Raw genomic sequence first — 15712 nt, 5'->3', positions numbered from 1 at the left:
GAGCATATATGTCCGATAAACATCTTTCGAGCCAGTTCGACGCCGATCTCAACGCGGTGTCGTCGAAAGTGCTGGAAATGGGCGGTCTGGTCGAGTCGCAGATCATCGCGGCGATGCAGGCGCTGAACGAATTCGACATCGGCATCGCGGATCAGGTGATCGCGGCCGAAGCGCGTCTGAACATGATGGAAGTGGAGATCGACGAAGAGTGCAGCAACATCATCGCGCGCCGTCAGCCGGCTGCGCGTGACTTGCGTCTGTTGATGGCGATCTCGAAGACGATCACGAATCTCGAACGCGCCGGCGACGAAGCGGAGAAGATCGCCAAGCGCGTGAAGCGCATCAACGAAGACGGCGCGGGCCGCACGGTGAACATCGCCGAGATCAAGCTGTCGGGCGAAATGGCGGTATCGATCCTGCGCCGCGCGCTCGATGCGTTCGCGCGTCTCGACACGGTTGCCGCCGCGCAGATCGTGCGCGACGACAAGGCCATCGACGAGGAATTCCGCGCCTTCGTGCGCAAGCTCGTGACGTACATGATGGAAGATCCGCGCACGATTTCGGCGGGCCTCGATTATCTGTTCATCGCGAAAGCGGTGGAGCGCATCGGCGATCACGCGAAGAACATCGCTGAGTTCATCATCTACATCGTCAAGGGCACCGACGTGCGGCATATTTCGCGCGATCAGCTCGAACGTGAGGCGCTGAGTTAATCGCGCGCAATCGTTTCATTTCAAGCAAAAGGTCAAGAGGTGCCGATGCCCAGCAGTATCCTCGTCGTCGAAGACGAACCCGCGATCTCCGAACTGATTTCGGTGAACCTTCAACATGCGGGACATTGCCCGATTCGTGCGTATAACGCGGAACAGGCGCAAAACCTGATCAGCGACGTGCTGCCCGATCTCGTGTTGCTCGACTGGATGTTGCCGGGCAAGTCGGGCATCGCGTTCGCGCGAGAGCTGCGCAACAACGAGCGCACGAAGCACATTCCGATCATCATGCTGACAGCGCGCGGCGACGAGCAGGACAAGGTGCTCGGCCTCGAAATCGGCGCGGACGATTACGTCACGAAGCCGTTCTCGCCGAAGGAACTGATGGCGCGCATCAAGGCGGTGTTGCGCCGGCGCGCGCCGCAGTTGACCGAAGACGTCGTCGCGATCAACGGGCTGCGTCTCGATCCGGCGACGCATCGCGTGGCGGCGAGTCATTCGGGCAACGACATCAAGCTCGATCTCGGTCCGACGGAATTTCGCCTGCTGCACTTTTTCATGACGCATCCTGAGCGCGTGCACAGCCGCACGCAATTGCTGGATCAGGTGTGGGGCGATCACGTGTTCGTCGAAGAGCGCACGGTCGATGTGCATATCAAGCGTCTGCGTGCTGCGCTCAAGCCGGCGGGTTGCGATGCTATGATCGAAACGGTGCGTGGCAGCGGATACCGGCTTGCGAAGAGCGCCTGAGTTCTGCTTCAACGTTATCCGCTTTAACTTGCCGCATCAACGTCACTCAGACTCACCGACAACATGAACATCATCTGGACGCGTGCGATCGTGTCCCTCGCGCTGCTCGCCGCGCTCTGCGCCGCGATCGGCGCATTCGCGGGCTTGCGCATCGCGCTTGCCTTCGCGGTGCTCATGCTCGTCGTGCAGGGCTTCTTCGTCACGTATCACATGCAGCGCCTCTGGCGTCTGCTCGAAGCGCCGGTCTACGGCGAGGTGCCGAGCGCGCTCGGCATCTGGGGCGAGATCTACTATCGCCTGCACAAGCTCGCGAAGCGCTGGCACGCGCAAGTGCGTCAGGTCGAGCAACAGCATGCGCGCTTCATTCAGGCGATCCAGGCGTCACCGAACGGCGTCGCGATGCTCGACGATCACGATCAGATCGAGTGGTGTAACGACATCGCCGAGAAGCACTTCGGTCTCGATGCGAAGCGCGACTTGCGCCAGCACATCACGCATCTCGTGCGCAATCCCGATTTCGTCCGCTATCTGAACGCGCACCACTACGAAGAGATGCTCGTGATGCGCGGCATGGGCGTGAATCGCAAATACACGGTTTCGGTGCAGGTGTTTCCGTACGGCGACAATCGCAAGCTGCTTCTGACGCAGGACATTACCGAACTGGAGCGCACGGATTCGATGCGCCGCGATTTCGTCGCCAATGTCTCGCATGAGTTGAAGACGCCGCTTACCGTGCTATCCGGCTTTCTCGAAACCATGCGTGAGTTGCCGCTCGATGAAGCCGATCGCATGCGTTATCTCGACATGATGGAGCAGCAGGCGTCGCGCATGCAGAACATCGTGCGCGATCTGCTCGTGCTCGCGAATCTCGAAGGCGACATGCGGCCGCCTGGCGATGAACTGCTGGATATGCGCGCCGTGCTGCGTCATTTGGAAGACGACGCGAACAATCTGTCGAACGGGCGCCATCGCATCACGTTTCATAGCGACGATGCGCTGACGGTTGCGGGCGTCGAGACCGAAGTGATGAGTGCGCTCGGCAATCTCGTGACCAACGCCGTGCGTTATACGCCTGATGGCGGGACCATCGAGGTGACGTGGCAGCGCATGAAGGATCGTGCGGTTTTCACGGTGCGGGATACGGGGCTCGGGATTCCTGCGGAGCATATTCCGCGTTTGACGGAGCGGTTTTATCGAGTGGATCGGAGCCGGTCGCGGGATACGGGGGGGACAGGGCTTGGGCTTGCCATCGTCAAGCATGTGCTGCAACGGCACGGTGCAGAGCTCGACGTTAAAAGCGAAGTGGGGAAGGGGAGTATGTTTATCGTGAGGTTTCCAGGGTCGCGGACAGCGTTTAGGAAGTCGCTTGCGGCTTGAGTGGGTTCTGGTGATTGTCGCCGGATCCCGTTGTCGTGTCGGTCTTGTGCTTGTTTGCTTCCGCTTTCGTGGAATCCTGTTTTCGCGTCGGTCTATTAGCGTTGCCCCTGTGCGGGGCGGCAGTGCTAATAGACCGACACGAACGCAGGATTCCACGAAAGCGGAAGCGAACAAGCACAAAGCCCGACGCGAATACCGAATCCAGCGAAGAAGAAAACACGCACGAAAAAGGGCAAAAAACATCAAGAACAAAACTTAGCCAGCAACCCTAACTGCGCGTTGCGAATAGACTTACCCGGACGGCGCTTCCGATAATGCCCATCGCTCTGCATGACCCAAGCCGATTGATTATCGCCAAGACAAACCGATAACCCTTCAGCAATAACCCGCCGCTTTAACCGCCTATCGCGAATCGGAAACGCCACTTCCACACGACGAAAGAAGTTGCGATCCATCCAGTCAGCGCTCGACAAAAACACATCTTCCCTGCCATTCGCATAGAAGTAAAAAATCCGATGATGCTCGAGAAAGCGCCCGACGACTGACCGAACCGTAATGTTCTCCGAAAGATCCTCGACGCCGGGCTTCAACGAACAAACCCCGCGCACGATCAGATCGATCTTCACGCCCGCATGCGAAGCCTCGTAAAGCGCGGCAATAACCGTAGGCTCGAGCAGAGCATTCATCTTCGCGACGATGCGCGCACGCCGTCCCGCCCGCGCATGCTCGGCCTCGGCGCGGATCGCATCGATCAGCTTCGCATGCAGCGTGAAAGGCGATTGCCATAACTGATGCAGCGGAATCTCTCCGCCAATGCCCGTCAGTTGCTGAAAGACGTGATGCACGTCCTCGCACATTTCCTGATCGGAAGTCATCAGACCGAAGTCGGTATAAAGACGCGCCGTGCGCGGATGATAGTTGCCCGTGCCCAAATGGGCATAACGCTTCAACACGAACTTGCCGCCTTGCGACACGCGCCGCACGATCAGCATCATCTTCGCGTGGCACTTATGGCCGACGACGCCATACACCACATGCGCGCCAACCGCTTCGAGCTGCGACGCCCAATTGATGTTCGTCTCTTCATCGAAGCGCGCGAGCAGTTCCACGACGACCGTCACTTCCTTGCCATTGCGCGCGGCCTGCATCAGCGCATCCATGAGCGGCGAATCGGTGCCCGTGCGATAAATCGTCTGTTTGATCGCGACGACCTGCGGATCCTTCGCGGCCTGAAGCAGCAGCTCCAGCACCGGCTGAAAACTCTCGTACGGATGATGCAAAAGGATATCGCCCTGATCGATCGCATCGAAAAGATTCGACGTGTTCACGATCGCCTTCGGCACCGACGGAATATGCGGCACGAACTTGAGATCGGGTCGATCGACCATCTCGGGCAACTGCATGAGCCGCACGAGATTCACCGGCCCGTTCACGCGATACAGATCGCGTTCGCTCAGCTGACCTTCGTCGAGCAGACGCCGCACGAGATGCGGCGGCGTTTCCGCCGACACTTCGAGACGCACCGCGTTGCCCAGATGCCGCGCCGGCAATTCGCCCTGCAGCGCGACGCGCAGATTGGTGATTTCGTCCTCATCGACGAAAAGCTCGCTGTTGCGCGTGATGCGAAACTGATTGCAACTGCGCACGACGAGATGCGGAAACAGCTCGTTCACGAAGTGCTGCATGAACGAGCTCAGCAGCACGAAACCATGCGGATAGCCCGACAGCGCTTCGGGCATGCGAACGAGCCGCGGCAGCGCGCGCGGTGCCTGCACGATGCCCATCATCGCCTGACGGCCGAAGGCATCGGTGCCTTCCAGCTCGACGACGAAGTTCAGGCTCTTGTTCAGCACGCGCGGAAACGGATGCGCGGGATCGAGCCCGATAGGCGTCAGGACGGGGAGCAGTTCGTTGTAGAAGTAGTCGCGCGCCCATCCGGTCTGCTGTTCCGTCCAGTCCTCCGCGCCGTGAAAATAGATGCCTTCCATTTCGAGCGCGGGCAGCACGATGTCATGCAGCATCGAATATTGCTGGCGCACGAGCCGTTGCGCGCGCTCGGAGACGAGGTCGTAGACGTGCTGCAGCGACATGCCATCCGGCGAGAGCGAGCCGGGGTTGTCGCGCATCTGCTCTTGCAGACCCGCCATACGGACTTCGAAGAATTCGTCGAGATTGCTGCTGGTGATGCAGATGAAACGCAGGCGTTCCAACAGGGGAACCGTCGTATCGGCGGCTTGCGCGAGGACGCGCTCGTTGAAACCTAATATGCCCAGTTCGCGGTTGAAGAGCGGATAGCGTATGGACATCGGAGGGAGGGAAGGTGTCTCGATCAGATGGGCAAGGGAACTCTCGGATGCTCTCACAGTATGATGTATTTTTTATGACATAACGGATGTCACAAATTCTACTCACATTGCGGATAGCGTTGCCAGCGCAAACGCGCGGTTCCGAACGGGACGGCAAGGCCCGCTCGCCAGCCCGGCATAGAATAGAATTCGTGCGCTGCAGCAGCGCCGCTGTGACAGTGCTTCCCCCCACTTCACGATTTCTGGATATCCGATGGTCACACATCCCCATCTACTTGCCGCGGTCGACCTCGGATCGAACAGTTTCCGGTTGATCGTCGGACGGGTCGAGGAAACGCCCGCCGGCAGCCAGATCTATCAGGTCGACGCGCTGCGCGAGCCCGTACGCCTCGGCGGCGGCCTCTCGAAGGACAAGATGCTCGACCGCGCATCGCAGGTGCGCGGCTGGGACGCGCTGAAGCGCTTCGGCGAACGTCTGCGCGATTTCCATCCCGACCAGGTGCGCGCCGTCGCCACCAACACGCTGCGCGTCGCGAAAAACGCGCCCGACTTTCTCGCCGAGGCGGAAGCCGCGCTCGGGTTTCCGATCGAAGTCATCGCCGGGCGCGAGGAAGCGCGCCTCATCTACGCGGGCGCCGCGCATTCGGTGCCGGCGAGCGCGGGCAAGCGGCTCGTGGTCGATATCGGCGGCGGCTCGACGGAATTCATCATCGGATCGCATTACACGCCGATCCACATGGAAAGCCTCTATATCGGCTGCGTGAGCCATAGCCGCCAGTTTTTCCCGGCCGGCAACGTCGACGAATACACGATGCGGCAGGCCGAACTCGCCGCCAAACGCGAGATCCAGATCATTTCGAGCGAATACAAGGGCACCGGCTGGGATCAGGCCATCGGCTCGTCGGGCACGGCGCGCGCGCTCGCGGAACTGATCGAGGCGAACGGCTTCAACGACGAAGGCATCACGCACGGCATCTCGCGCGGCGGGCTGGAGAAGCTCAAGCGCGCGCTCATCAAGGCCGAGAACGTGAACCGGCTGAAGCTCGTCGCGTTGAAGCCCGATCGCGTGCCGGTGCTGGCGGGCGGGCTGTCGATCATGCTCGGCGTGTTCGAGGAACTGGGCATCGACTATGCCGATACGACCGATGCCGCGCTGCGCCTCGGCGTGCTCTACGACCTGCTCGGACGCTCGCAGCATCAGGACATGCGGACGGTGACGGTCGAAGGCTTCAAGCGCCGTTATGGCGTCGATGCCGCGCAGGCGGAGCGCATCGGCGAACTGGCGATCAGCTTCTACGACCAGCTCGGCGAACCCGACGAAGACGTGCGCGAGGAGAACCGCATGTTCCTCGCGTGGGCCGCGTCGCTGCACGAGATCGGACTGTCGATCGCGCACAGTGCGTATCACAAGCATTCGGCGTATATCGCGAGCAACGCCGACATGCCGGGGTTTTCCCGCACCGATCAGGCGCGTCTCGCCGCGCTCGTGCTCGGCCACGCCGGCAAGCTCGGCAAGCTCGCGCAGGCGCGCGACGTCGAATGGACGCTGCTGTTTTGCCTGCGGCTCGCCGCGCTGCTGTCGCGCCGGCGCACGGATGTCGGGCTGCCCGGCATCGAAGTGAGGCAGGCGAGTGGCGGTTTCGAAGTGCATCTGCCGAACGAGTGGGTGGCGAACAATCCGCTCACCGACTACAGCCTCGTTCAGGAAGCGATGGAATGGGAGAAGATCGGGCGGCCGTATCGCGTGGTATACACGGGCGACTGATTTTCGCGTCGTGAGAAAGAGAAGGCCCCGTCGAGCCAACGGGGCCTTTTGCGTTTCAGGGCTTCAACGTCCCTGCATGTCGCCGATGAAATGCCGCGCGTAACGAGCGTTGATATCGGACAGACGGAAGAGCGTGAGGAAGTCGGCGGTGTTGAAATCCGGATCCCATGCCGGCGCGCCGCAAATCCTCGCGCCGAGCCGCAGATAACCCTTCACGAGCGGCGGCGGGCTCACGTTCGCGCCGGTGCGCAACTCCTCGACGGGCAGCGGCGTGTGCGGGAACGCGCGGTACTCAGGGGCGGTGAGCGCATCGGCGGGTAGCGACGTGTAGAGATTCGCGGCGTAATGACCGCCGTCGATCATGCCGACGCTCGCGCAGCCGAGCATCGTCTCATAGCCGTTTTGCATCATGTACGCGGCGAGGCCGCCCCACAGCGACATGATCACCGCGCCGTTGCGATAGTCCGGATGCACGCACGAGCGTCCTACTTCGACGAGCTTCGGGCGCAGGTGCGTGAGGCGCGACACGTCGAATTCGCTTTCAGCGTAGAGACGCCCGATGCGCGCCGCCTGATGCGGCGGCAGCACGCGATACGTGCCCACGACCTGCAGCGTGTCGAGATCGCGCACGAGCAGGTGATCGCAATAGGCGTCGAAGGCGTCGACGTCGAGCCCTGCGGGGCCGGACAGACGCGCGCCCATTTCCTCCGAGAACACGCGAAAGCGCAGGCGCTGCGCGTCGCGCAGGGCGTCGTCGTCGCGCGCCCACGCGACTTGCAGGCGCTCGCGGCCCGTGTTCGTTTCCGACGTGCGCGGAAGGTGGCGGCGCGAATCGAGCGAGAGCGATGACGCTCCGAGTTGCAGGAAAGGCGTCGGCAGTTCTTGCATTGGCGTTCCTCGACAGGACGTTGCTGTGGCTTCAAGTCCTCGCCAATGTAGTAATGCACGGTGACGCTCGCATGGCATCGCAATGACGTTTCGATGAAACGACATCCGCATGAATGCGAGCTTACGACGCCTGAAGCAGGTCCGGATTGATGACCGCGCGCAGCACGCTTTGCCCGTCGCCGCCGCGCGTGCGCGACTGGAGCCACCAGATGCCCGACTTCTTGATCGACCAATCCGCTTCGTGGCCCGTCATGAGGAGCGCGGCCACCCGGCCGAGCGTCGGCTGATGCCCGATGACGACGACCGTCTCCGCAATGCCGTCCGGCCAGCCCGCCGCATCGAGCACGGCCTGCGCGCCGTTGCCGGGCGCGAGCGCGTCGACGACGCGATAGCGGTCGCCGAAGGCTTCGGCCGTCTGGATCGTGCGCGTCGCGGGACTGGCGAGCAGCACGGCGTCATCGTCGATGCGCGCCTTCAGCCACTTCGCGATGCCTTGCGCCTGTTTGCGCCCGCGCGGCGTGAGCTGCCGCGCGAGATCGCTCGACGCCTGATCTTCTGCTTCGGCGTGTCGCCAGAGAATGAGGTTCATCGATTGTCTCCGGATGATGAGGTTCGCTTTCGGATGCAGCAGAAAGTTGCGTGCCTGAGTTCGGCATTGCGGACGCGGGTCAGGCACGCTACAATCTGCGGCTCGTCGGAGCGTAGCGCAGCCTGGTAGCGCATCTGATTTGGGATCAGAGGGTCGAAGGTTCGAATCCTTTCGCTCCGACCACGATACACGAAGGGGTTACAAGTTACGGCTTGTAACCCCTTTGTCTTTTCTACGCTCTTCCAGGAGTCTCAATGCGCGCTGTTTCCGCCTTCGCTTGCGCCGTTTTCTTCACGCTCGGTCTCGCCGCCTGTGCGGAGTCTGGCCATCAAAAGCACGAACCGAAAGATCCGCCCGACTACAAGGGCGTGCCGACGGACATGACGCCGCCGTCGATGATCTCCGATCCTGCCAAGCCTCAGTAAGCCCCGCAAAGACGAAGCCCCGATGCGGGCGCACCGGGGCTTCTGACCCGCGCCAACCGTTCGCGCGGAGATACGGCACGGGCTGCCGCCAGTCTAGGAATTCGAGCGCGTCACGGCTGTTTGCGCTTGTTTCCGTGCGTAACGGGATGCAAGGCGCCTCGTGCAGGGATGCAAGAAACCGTAATGCGTAACTCTTCCCGTTTCGGCGATATCGGCGGGATTGATCCAACGAAACATTTGCTGCTCGGGTATCATCGCCCGAACTTGTTGCAAAATGTATCTGTCATGGATCTGCTCTGGATTTTTGCTGCTGTCGCGCCGCTCGCCGTCGCTTCGCTCGTGGCGTTTGCCGCGCATATCGATCCGTTGTCGGGGCATTGGCGCACGTGGGCGCCGAAAGACCGCTGACGGGCGTTACTGCTTGCAGCGGATCACCATCGAACGGTTCTTGATGTTCGCGCCGAAGATTCCGCCCACCGTGCCGCCTGCGGTCGCGCCGTTGTCGGCATCCTTCGAAATCACGTCGTAACCGTACGCGCCGCACGTTTCACCCGCCTGCTTGTAGCAGGCCGCCCAGCTCGTCGCCGCGTCGCCGCCGCTGCAGTTGATCGCGAAGCCCGTGTCGCCCGAAGGCAGATAGGTCATCGTCGGGCCGCTCGCGCAGCCGGCCAGTGCGCCGGTGAGCGCGAGAGCCGCGCCGAGCGCGGCGGTGTTGATCCTCATCGTCAATCTCATCGATCTTCCTTAAAGCGGCCGCCGGCTGTCAGCGCGGCGGCAGATAGCGCGCCGGGTCCGTCGAGCGGCCCATGTAGCGCACTTCGAAATGCAGCATGGTGCGATTGCTGTCGGTGTCGCCCATTTCGGCGATTTGCTGGCCCTGCTGCACGGTCTGGCCTTCCTTCACCAGAAGCACGCGATTGTGGGCGTAGGCGGTCAGATAATCGTCGTCATGCTTGACGATCAGCATGTTGCCGTAGCCGCGCAGACCGTTGCCGGCGTAGACGACATTGCCGCTCGCGGCGGCGACGACGGGCGTGCCCGCCGCATTGGCGATGTCGATGCCCTTCGAGTTCTTGCCGTCGAAGCTGCGAACGACGCTGCCCTGCGCCGGCCACACGAGCGTGACGCCCGGTCCGGCCTTGCTCTGCGAGGACGCCTGCGCGCCGGCTTCGCTCTTCGCGCTGCCCGTTGCCGCCGCACCCGATGAATCCGCGGTGCTCGCGCTGCCCGCAGGCGGCGCGATGCGCAGCACCTGTCCGACCTCGATGGCGTCAGGATTCGCGAGCCCGTTCCAGCGCTTGATGTTCGCGATCGTCGTGCGATTCTCGCGCGCGATTTTGGAAACCGTGTCTCCACGCTCTACACGATAGAAACCCGGCGCGACCGGCCCCGTTCCACAAGCGGCCAACACTGCGATGAGCGATGCGCAGACGAGCCGTCGAATTGTTTTTTGCAAACCTGACCTCGCAAAGCATCGCCGCGAGCAGTGCGAGCACAGCCGCGCGGCGAATCGAAAGGCAGGATTTTACCGTCTCGGGTTTCCCCGGACAGAATGACGCCGCTTCGCCTACGCCTGCTCGCCGACGACGAGCCGCAGCGAAGCCGTCTCCGTCTTGCCCGGCGCGAGCCAGCGCAGGCCGCGCCCGTTGTGGATGGCATCGGGCAGGCCGATCCACGGTTCGACGCAGTAGAAGTCCGATGCGTCGGATTCGGTCCAGGTCGTGACCGCGTACCACGGCACGGAATCGGGCTGCTGCAACTCGAAGGCGATCGTGCGCTTCAGGCCCGGCAGATTCAACAGCACCGGTTCGTCGGACTGCCGCGTGAGGCAATGAAACGTATCGACGATGCCCGGATCGGCGAGCGAATAACGCGGCAGGCCGGGCTCGGCTTCGGTGATCGAGCCGTCCGGAAGCTGACGGCGCCGTTCGGTATGCGGCAGCGCGACGCTGCTCTCGCCGCGCTGGCCGTGCGGCAGATGAAAATAGAAGTGATGCCCGGCGTAGTAGGGCAGCGCGACCTCGCCCGGATTCGACGTCGTCAGCTCGACTTCGAGCGTATGGCCGTCGACGATGCGGTACGCCGCCTCGAAGCGGAACGCGAACGGATAGCCGTCGCGGGTGGCGTCGCTGTCGACGAGCGTCATGCGCAGGCCGTGGCCGTCAGCGTCGCGCGTGTGGGAAAAGGGCAGGTTGCGCGCGAAGCCGTGCGTCGGCAGCGCATGCACGATGCCTTCCGGATCGCGCCACTTGCCGATTTCGCCATCGACTAAATGCCGTCCGAGAAACGGAAAGAGCAGCGGATTGCCGCCGCGGATCTTCGCGGGATTGGACCAGTCGGCGGCGTCGGGCCAGTGCACGACGGGCTTGCCGCCGACGCGCCAGGTCATGAGCCGTCCGCCCGCGTGCGGCGCGAGCTGGATGGCGGCGCCGTCGCGCTCGATTTCGATGATGTCGGATTCCGGTGACATGATGGCAGGCGCTCCGTTGGATGGCGAGACGCCGCGCACGCTCCTGAGCGACGCGGCTTAACCCGACGATTCTGCCTTGGAATTCTGTCCGGAAAAACCCTTTGCGGGAAATTGCGACTAAGCAAGGCTTATGCAATATGTTGTTATATGCTCCCTGTGTTGGGAATCAGACGGACAAGGAGTAACCATGGATCTGGCGATGGCAATGGGCGTCGCGATGTTCGGGCTCTTCGGGGCAAGCACGGCGCTTTTCCTCTACAAGCTGAAGGCCTGACGGGCGATCGCCGAATTGCGAGTCCGCGTCCCGTTCGGAGGCGCGCTCGCTTTCGTATTGCCTGTCATCGACTTTCGATAATGCTTCGTTTTGCCGACGATTGACTGTCGGCGCAATTTGTGTGCGGTAAGCGCTTGGCGCTCGATTTAGCCGACGGCATAATCGGTCCCGTTTGCGCGCCGTATCGACTCATCCTTCCTGTTCCACATTCCCTGTCCGGCATCTTTGGCTTCGCGTGACGCGAGGAATGGAACTGCACGGCGCGTCCTCCACCTTCCCCGAAAAAGGACCGACGCGTGACTTTGTGGTTTCTCGTTTTCTTAAGCGTGCTCCAGGGCGTAACCGAGCTCTTTCCTGTCAGCAGCCTCGGGCACACGCTCCTCGTTCCCGGCCTGATCGGCATGCACATCGACAAGCACGCGCCGCAACTGCTGCCGTTTCTCGTCGCGCTGCATCTGGGCACGGCCGTCGCGCTGCTCTGGTATTTCCGTGAACGCTGGATCGCGCTGATCCGCGGCTTCTTCGCGTCGCTCGGCGGACGCAAGAACGACGATGGGCACATGATGTGGGCGCTCATCATCGGCACGATTCCGACGGGCATCGTCGGCTTGCTGCTCGAGAAGCGGCTCGAGGCCATCTTTCACGATCTGCGGATCGTCGCGGCGGCGCTGATCGTCAACGGCGTGCTGCTGTGGCTCGGTGACCGTCTGCAGCGAAGCCGCGCGACGCGGGCGCCGGAAAAGCTCACGTTCAGGCAGGCGTTTCTGGTCGGGCTCGCGCAGATCGGCGCGCTGATTCCGGGCTTTTCGCGCAGCGGCCTGACGATGATCGCGGGCGTGGGCGCGGGTCTCACGGCTGAAGCGGCGGCGGAATTCTCGTTCCTGCTCGGCACGCCGATCATCTTCGCGGCGGGCGTGCTCGAATTGCCGAAGCTCTTTCACGCGCCGGGACAACTCGCCGATTCGGTGCTGGGCGGGGTGCTGACGGGCATCGCGGCGTATCTGAGCGTGCGCTTCCTGATGCGCTACTTCGAAGGCCACGGCAAGCTTGCGTCGTTCGGCGTGTATTGCGTGATCGCGGGAATCTTCTTCCTCGGCTGGTTCATGATGCATCCGCAGCCGATGTGACGAGCCGGGACAAGGGCAGCGGCGAATGAGGTAAAATCGCGATCTCCTCTGATTCGCGGCGGTTTTCGCGGTTGTCTCGCGTCTTACTCGCGTTGCTTCCGCCGCGCGCTCCGGTTCTCCGCCCTTAGCTCAGCTGGATAGAGCAACGGCCTTCTAAGCCGTAGGTCACACGTTCGAGTCGTGTAGGGCGGGCCAAACGGCCTGCACACAGGCAAAAGCCCAGTCTTCCTTCGGCTGGGCTTTTTGCTTTGCGCTCCGCGCAAAGCAAGCAGCGAGGCGCCATCGCCTGGCCCGCTTCCTGCCCGTCCTTCCCCCGCGTGCGCGCCCGATCCCCGCAACTCCGCGCCACACAACGCTTCACAAATTTAACCATCTCGTACAAGCAGACGTGCCGCCCATCGACGGTGCGCCGATGCGTCATCGTGGCGCGCGGTGCGCCACAACGGTGACGGTGCGTACCGCATCGTCGAAAGAGGGTGACTTGAACAATCGAGCATACGAAACCAGCCCGGCGCAATGCTCGCTATGGAATCGCAAGAAGCTGCGCCTGCAACCGGAATCGCGCCGCGTGCTGCTCGCGCTGCCGGAACGCGTGCTCGGCGCGTCGCTTGCGTCGCTGTTCGAGCTGAAGGGCTTTCCGGCGCAGCTTGCGGCGGATGTGTCATCGGCCAGAAACATCGTCGAGCAATGGCGTCCGCATGTGCTTTTTCTCGATACGCGCATCGGAGGTTCCGGCAACTACGCGCTGGTGCGGGCGCTGCGCGAAGCCGATGACGACGCCACTCGCCTCATCATCGCGATGAGCGGTTTTCTGCCCGAAGAGCCGATCGCGCATCTCAAGGAGGCGGGCTACGACGGCCATTGCCGCCGTCCGTGTCCCGTATGGCAGATGACCGATCTGCTCGACGAGTTCTTCGCCTGTCACGCGGTTCGCTGACCCGCGCGGACCGCATCGCGCGCGCGTACCCGCGCGGGCCGAACACGACGTCGAGCGCGATCATCGCGACGAGGCTCGCGGCGAGCATCATCCACGACATCGAGAAGCCGCCGCTCACGTCGCGCACGATGCCCGCGACGACCGGCGCAATCGCCGCGATCACGAACCCCACGCCCTGCACGAACGCGACGAGCCGCGCGGCCAACGCGGGATCGTCGGCGTGATCGAGCGTCAGCACGAGCGAAAGGGCGAACACACCGCCAAGGCCCGCGCCGAGCAACGCGACGACGGCGAGCGGCGCGGCAAGCGGCGCCACTAGCAACAGCGCGAACCCCGCGAGCTGCGCGGCGAGGCCGAGCGCGATCCACGGACGACGATCCCTGCCGCGTCCGAAACGCGCCGCCGCCATCGGCAACAGCAGCGCGGACGACGCCTGGAACGCCGTGAGCATCGCCAGCAGCGCGCCGCTTTCGGTCACGCCGCGGCCGAGTTGCTGGTAATACGCGGGCATCCACGCGACGAGGCTCGTATAGCCGCCATTGACGAGCCCGAAGAAAATCCCGAGCGTCCACGCGCGACGATTGAGAAAGAGCGACGGCGCGGGCTTCGCGCGGCCCGTCGATGCAACGCGCGGCAACGCATCGGCGCGCATCAGCATCATCCACGCCGCGAGCGCCATCAGCGCCGGAACAGCCCAGAACGCGAGTCCAGCCTGCCACGTCACGCGCGATGCGACCGCCGGCGTGATGCTCGCGCCGAGCCCGCCGCCCGCCATGATCGATGCGGAATAGAGGCCCATCGCGAAGGGCAGGCGCGCGGGAAAGCGCGTCTTCATCACGCCCGGCAAGAGCGCCTGAATGACGGCGACGCCCGTGCCCGCGATGGCCGCGCTCGCGACGAGCGCCACCGCGTTCCCCGCGACGAGGCGCGCCGCGCACGCCGCGACGATCGCGATGAGCCCGAGCGCCACGCCGCGCGCATTGCCGACCGAGCGTGACAGCGCGCTCGCGCCGAACGCGCACGCGCCCATCGCGACGACGGGCAAGCCGGTCAGCATCGACGCCCCGCGAAACGACAGTCCTGTCGCGTGCAAGATCACGCCCATCAGCGGACTGACGGACGTGAGCAGCGGCCGCAGATTCAGGCCGATCGCGACGATCACCGCGAGCCACGCGACGTTCGATGCTTTCATGTGACGGTTCCTCGGAGCGAAATGGTTGACCATTCTATCTATTTTTGGTCAACCAAAAACACGACGGAGCGAATAGGGCGCATTCGTACGCGGCGGTGCGCGCTCGCTACAATGCGATTCATCGCAAGCACGGCGGGCATCATGGCATCACGCAAGGACACTTCATCGAAGGACATTTCCGCGGACGAGCGCGTCTACGCGGCAATCGCGTCCGCGCTTTTGCAGGGCAAGCTCGCGCCCGGCGCGCAGCTCGTCGAGCGCGAGCTCGCCGCAGCCTTCGAGTGCACGCGCGGCACGATCCGCAAGGTGCTCGCGCGCCTCGGCGCGGAAGGCAAGCTCACGCTCGAAGCGAATCGCGGCGCGTTCGTGCCGTCGCCGACCGTCGACGACATCCGCGAGGTTTATCGCGCGCGGCAAGTGGTGGAGGCGGGCATCGTCGCATCGCTGTGCGGCGCGTTGAGCGTGAAGGCGTTGCGTGCGTTGCGCGCTCACGTCAAGGCCGAACAGCGCGCGCTGAAAGCGGGGAGCGTCGCGGAATGCGTGCGTCTCGCGGGCCACTTTCATGTGCTCCTCGCGGAATTCGCGGGCGCGCCGGAAGTGGAGGCGTTTCTCGCGAGGCTCGTCGCGAAGACCGAGCTCTACAAGGCGCTTTTCGATCCATCGAAGCTGTCGAACTGCTCATCCGATGAACACGCGCAACTCATCGACGCCCTCGAACAGGGCGATCTCGATGCCGCGCTAACTGCGATGCGTACGCACATCGACGAACTGGAAGCGCGCGTTCTCGCGCAAGCGGGCGCGTCGCGCACGAGCGATCTGGCGACGATCTTCGCGCTCGCGTGATCGTCGGCAAAAAGAAAGGGCCGCGGCTTCGAAAGCCGCGGCCCTGTCATTGTTGCGTG

General features: G+C 63.2%; 16 protein-coding genes and 2 tRNA genes. 11 read left to right on the top strand and 7 right to left on the bottom strand.

Annotation, left to right across the window (positions count from 1 at the left end; all coding sequences use genetic code 11):
- Positions 1–8 precede the first annotated feature (8 nt).
- The 3 genes from phoU (at position 9) to phoR (ending at position 2837) form a co-directional block, all read left to right on the top strand.
- The gene (gene phoU, locus LDZ23_RS09460; protein ID WP_008342031.1) at positions 9–713 is read left to right on the top strand and encodes a phosphate signaling complex protein PhoU; all 705 of its coding nucleotides are present in this window, start codon (positions 9–11) and stop codon (positions 711–713) included.
- Positions 714–758: 45 nt separating this feature from the next.
- Positions 759–1460: a phosphate regulon transcriptional regulator PhoB gene (gene phoB / locus LDZ23_RS09455; RefSeq protein ID WP_008342029.1), complete on the top strand. Its 702-nt coding sequence runs from the start codon at positions 759–761 to the stop codon at positions 1458–1460.
- A 63-nt stretch (positions 1461–1523) separates the two neighbouring features.
- Positions 1524–2837 (top strand): phosphate regulon sensor histidine kinase PhoR, encoded by a 1314-nt coding sequence (phoR, locus tag LDZ23_RS09450; protein WP_008342027.1) that lies wholly within the window; start codon positions 1524–1526, stop codon positions 2835–2837.
- A 242-nt stretch (positions 2838–3079) separates the two neighbouring features.
- Here phoR and ppk1 read toward each other — a convergent pair whose 3' ends face one another.
- Positions 3080–5143: a polyphosphate kinase 1 gene (ppk1, locus tag LDZ23_RS09445; protein WP_008342026.1), complete on the bottom strand. Its 2064-nt coding sequence runs from the start codon at positions 5141–5143 to the stop codon at positions 3080–3082.
- A gap of 253 nt (positions 5144–5396) precedes the next feature.
- Between ppk1 and ppx the strand changes: the two genes are divergently transcribed.
- On the top strand, positions 5397–6908 hold the full coding sequence (gene ppx, locus LDZ23_RS09440) for an exopolyphosphatase (RefSeq protein WP_008342024.1): 1512 nt from the start codon (positions 5397–5399) through the stop codon (positions 6906–6908).
- Between the two features lie 63 nt (positions 6909–6971).
- Here the strand turns inward: ppx and LDZ23_RS09435 are convergent, their stop codons facing one another.
- Complete coding sequence (locus LDZ23_RS09435; RefSeq protein ID WP_008342022.1) at positions 6972–7796, bottom strand: GNAT family N-acetyltransferase; 825 nt, start codon at positions 7794–7796, stop codon at positions 6972–6974.
- 121 nt (positions 7797–7917) lie between these two features.
- Positions 7918–8385, bottom strand: a complete 468-nt coding sequence (locus tag LDZ23_RS09430) for a SixA phosphatase family protein (RefSeq protein ID WP_034474269.1) — start codon at positions 8383–8385, stop codon at positions 7918–7920.
- Between the two features lie 106 nt (positions 8386–8491).
- On the opposite strand from LDZ23_RS09430, the gene LDZ23_RS09425 reads away from it, so the two are divergent.
- The 3 genes from LDZ23_RS09425 (at position 8492) to LDZ23_RS09415 (ending at position 9218) form a co-directional block, all read left to right on the top strand.
- Positions 8492–8568, top strand: a tRNA-Pro gene (locus LDZ23_RS09425).
- Positions 8569–8639: 71 nt separating this feature from the next.
- The gene (locus LDZ23_RS09420) at positions 8640–8810 is read left to right on the top strand and encodes a hypothetical protein (protein ID WP_167561874.1); all 171 of its coding nucleotides are present in this window, start codon (positions 8640–8642) and stop codon (positions 8808–8810) included.
- Positions 8811–8978: 168 nt separating this feature from the next.
- Positions 8979–9218 carry a hypothetical protein gene (locus LDZ23_RS09415; protein ID WP_244807466.1) on the top strand — a complete coding sequence of 80 codons (240 nt, stop codon included), beginning with the start codon at positions 8979–8981 and terminating at the stop codon, positions 9216–9218.
- Between the two features lie 6 nt (positions 9219–9224).
- On the opposite strand, the gene LDZ23_RS09410 is transcribed toward LDZ23_RS09415, so the two are convergent.
- From LDZ23_RS09410 to LDZ23_RS09400, 3 genes are all read right to left on the bottom strand, one after another.
- Entirely contained in the window at positions 9225–9545 is a 321-nt protein-coding gene (locus tag LDZ23_RS09410; RefSeq protein ID WP_008342014.1) for a hypothetical protein, read from the bottom strand.
- Positions 9546–9573: 28 nt separating this feature from the next.
- The gene (locus LDZ23_RS09405) at positions 9574–10266 is read right to left on the bottom strand and encodes a peptidoglycan DD-metalloendopeptidase family protein (protein ID WP_244807465.1); all 693 of its coding nucleotides are present in this window, start codon (positions 10264–10266) and stop codon (positions 9574–9576) included.
- A 111-nt stretch (positions 10267–10377) separates the two neighbouring features.
- Positions 10378–11280, bottom strand: a complete 903-nt coding sequence (locus tag LDZ23_RS09400; protein ID WP_244807464.1) for an aldose epimerase family protein — start codon at positions 11278–11280, stop codon at positions 10378–10380.
- 570 nt (positions 11281–11850) lie between these two features.
- Between LDZ23_RS09400 and LDZ23_RS09395 the strand changes: the two genes are divergently transcribed.
- From LDZ23_RS09395 to LDZ23_RS09385, 3 genes are all read left to right on the top strand, one after another.
- Positions 11851–12681: an undecaprenyl-diphosphate phosphatase gene (locus LDZ23_RS09395; protein WP_008342009.1), complete on the top strand. Its 831-nt coding sequence runs from the start codon at positions 11851–11853 to the stop codon at positions 12679–12681.
- Between the two features lie 118 nt (positions 12682–12799).
- Positions 12800–12876 (top strand) — tRNA-Arg (locus tag LDZ23_RS09390).
- Between the two features lie 286 nt (positions 12877–13162).
- Positions 13163–13618 (top strand): response regulator, encoded by a 456-nt coding sequence (locus LDZ23_RS09385; protein WP_063828766.1) that lies wholly within the window; start codon positions 13163–13165, stop codon positions 13616–13618.
- Here the strand turns inward: LDZ23_RS09385 and LDZ23_RS09380 are convergent.
- A complete protein-coding gene (locus LDZ23_RS09380) occupies positions 13518–14810 on the bottom strand; it encodes a cyanate transporter (RefSeq protein ID WP_244807463.1) in 1293 nt (430 codons plus the stop codon). The genes LDZ23_RS09385 and LDZ23_RS09380 overlap by 101 nt on opposite strands.
- 141 nt (positions 14811–14951) lie before the next feature.
- Here LDZ23_RS09380 and LDZ23_RS09375 point away from each other — a divergent pair, with 141 nt between their 5' ends.
- On the top strand, positions 14952–15653 hold the full coding sequence (locus LDZ23_RS09375) for a GntR family transcriptional regulator (protein WP_244807462.1): 702 nt from the start codon (positions 14952–14954) through the stop codon (positions 15651–15653).
- Positions 15654–15712 lie beyond the last annotated feature (59 nt).

Origin of the sequence: Caballeronia zhejiangensis (assembly GCF_022879815.1) — a bacterium.
Classification (GTDB): Bacteria; Pseudomonadota; Gammaproteobacteria; order Burkholderiales; family Burkholderiaceae; genus Caballeronia; species Caballeronia zhejiangensis.
Note: the sequence above shows the minus strand (reverse complement) of the source record. Positions and strands in the feature narration are given on the sequence as shown.

Excerpts from the sequence above, each read along its gene's own strand:
- phoU (WP_008342031.1), top strand. The coding sequence starts at position 9 with ATGTCCGATAAACATCTTTCGAGCCAGTTCGACGCCGATCTCAACGCG.
- phoB (WP_008342029.1), top strand. The coding sequence starts at position 759 with ATGCCCAGCAGTATCCTCGTCGTCGAAGACGAACCCGCGATCTCCGAA.
- phoR (WP_008342027.1), top strand. The coding sequence starts at position 1,524 with ATGAACATCATCTGGACGCGTGCGATCGTGTCCCTCGCGCTGCTCGCC.
- ppk1 (WP_008342026.1), bottom strand. The coding sequence starts at position 5,143 with ATGTCCATACGCTATCCGCTCTTCAACCGCGAACTGGGCATATTAGGT.
- ppx (WP_008342024.1), top strand. The coding sequence starts at position 5,397 with ATGGTCACACATCCCCATCTACTTGCCGCGGTCGACCTCGGATCGAAC.
- LDZ23_RS09435 (WP_008342022.1), bottom strand. The coding sequence starts at position 7,796 with ATGCAAGAACTGCCGACGCCTTTCCTGCAACTCGGAGCGTCATCGCTC.
- LDZ23_RS09430 (WP_034474269.1), bottom strand. The coding sequence starts at position 8,385 with ATGAACCTCATTCTCTGGCGACACGCCGAAGCAGAAGATCAGGCGTCG.
- LDZ23_RS09420 (WP_167561874.1), top strand. The coding sequence starts at position 8,640 with ATGCGCGCTGTTTCCGCCTTCGCTTGCGCCGTTTTCTTCACGCTCGGT.
- LDZ23_RS09415 (WP_244807466.1), top strand. The coding sequence starts at position 8,979 with ATGCAAGAAACCGTAATGCGTAACTCTTCCCGTTTCGGCGATATCGGC.
- LDZ23_RS09410 (WP_008342014.1), bottom strand. The coding sequence starts at position 9,545 with ATGAGATTGACGATGAGGATCAACACCGCCGCGCTCGGCGCGGCTCTC.
- LDZ23_RS09400 (WP_244807464.1), bottom strand. The coding sequence starts at position 11,280 with ATGTCACCGGAATCCGACATCATCGAAATCGAGCGCGACGGCGCCGCC.
- LDZ23_RS09380 (WP_244807463.1), bottom strand. The coding sequence starts at position 14,810 with ATGAAAGCATCGAACGTCGCGTGGCTCGCGGTGATCGTCGCGATCGGC.
- LDZ23_RS09375 (WP_244807462.1), top strand. The coding sequence starts at position 14,952 with ATGGCATCACGCAAGGACACTTCATCGAAGGACATTTCCGCGGACGAG.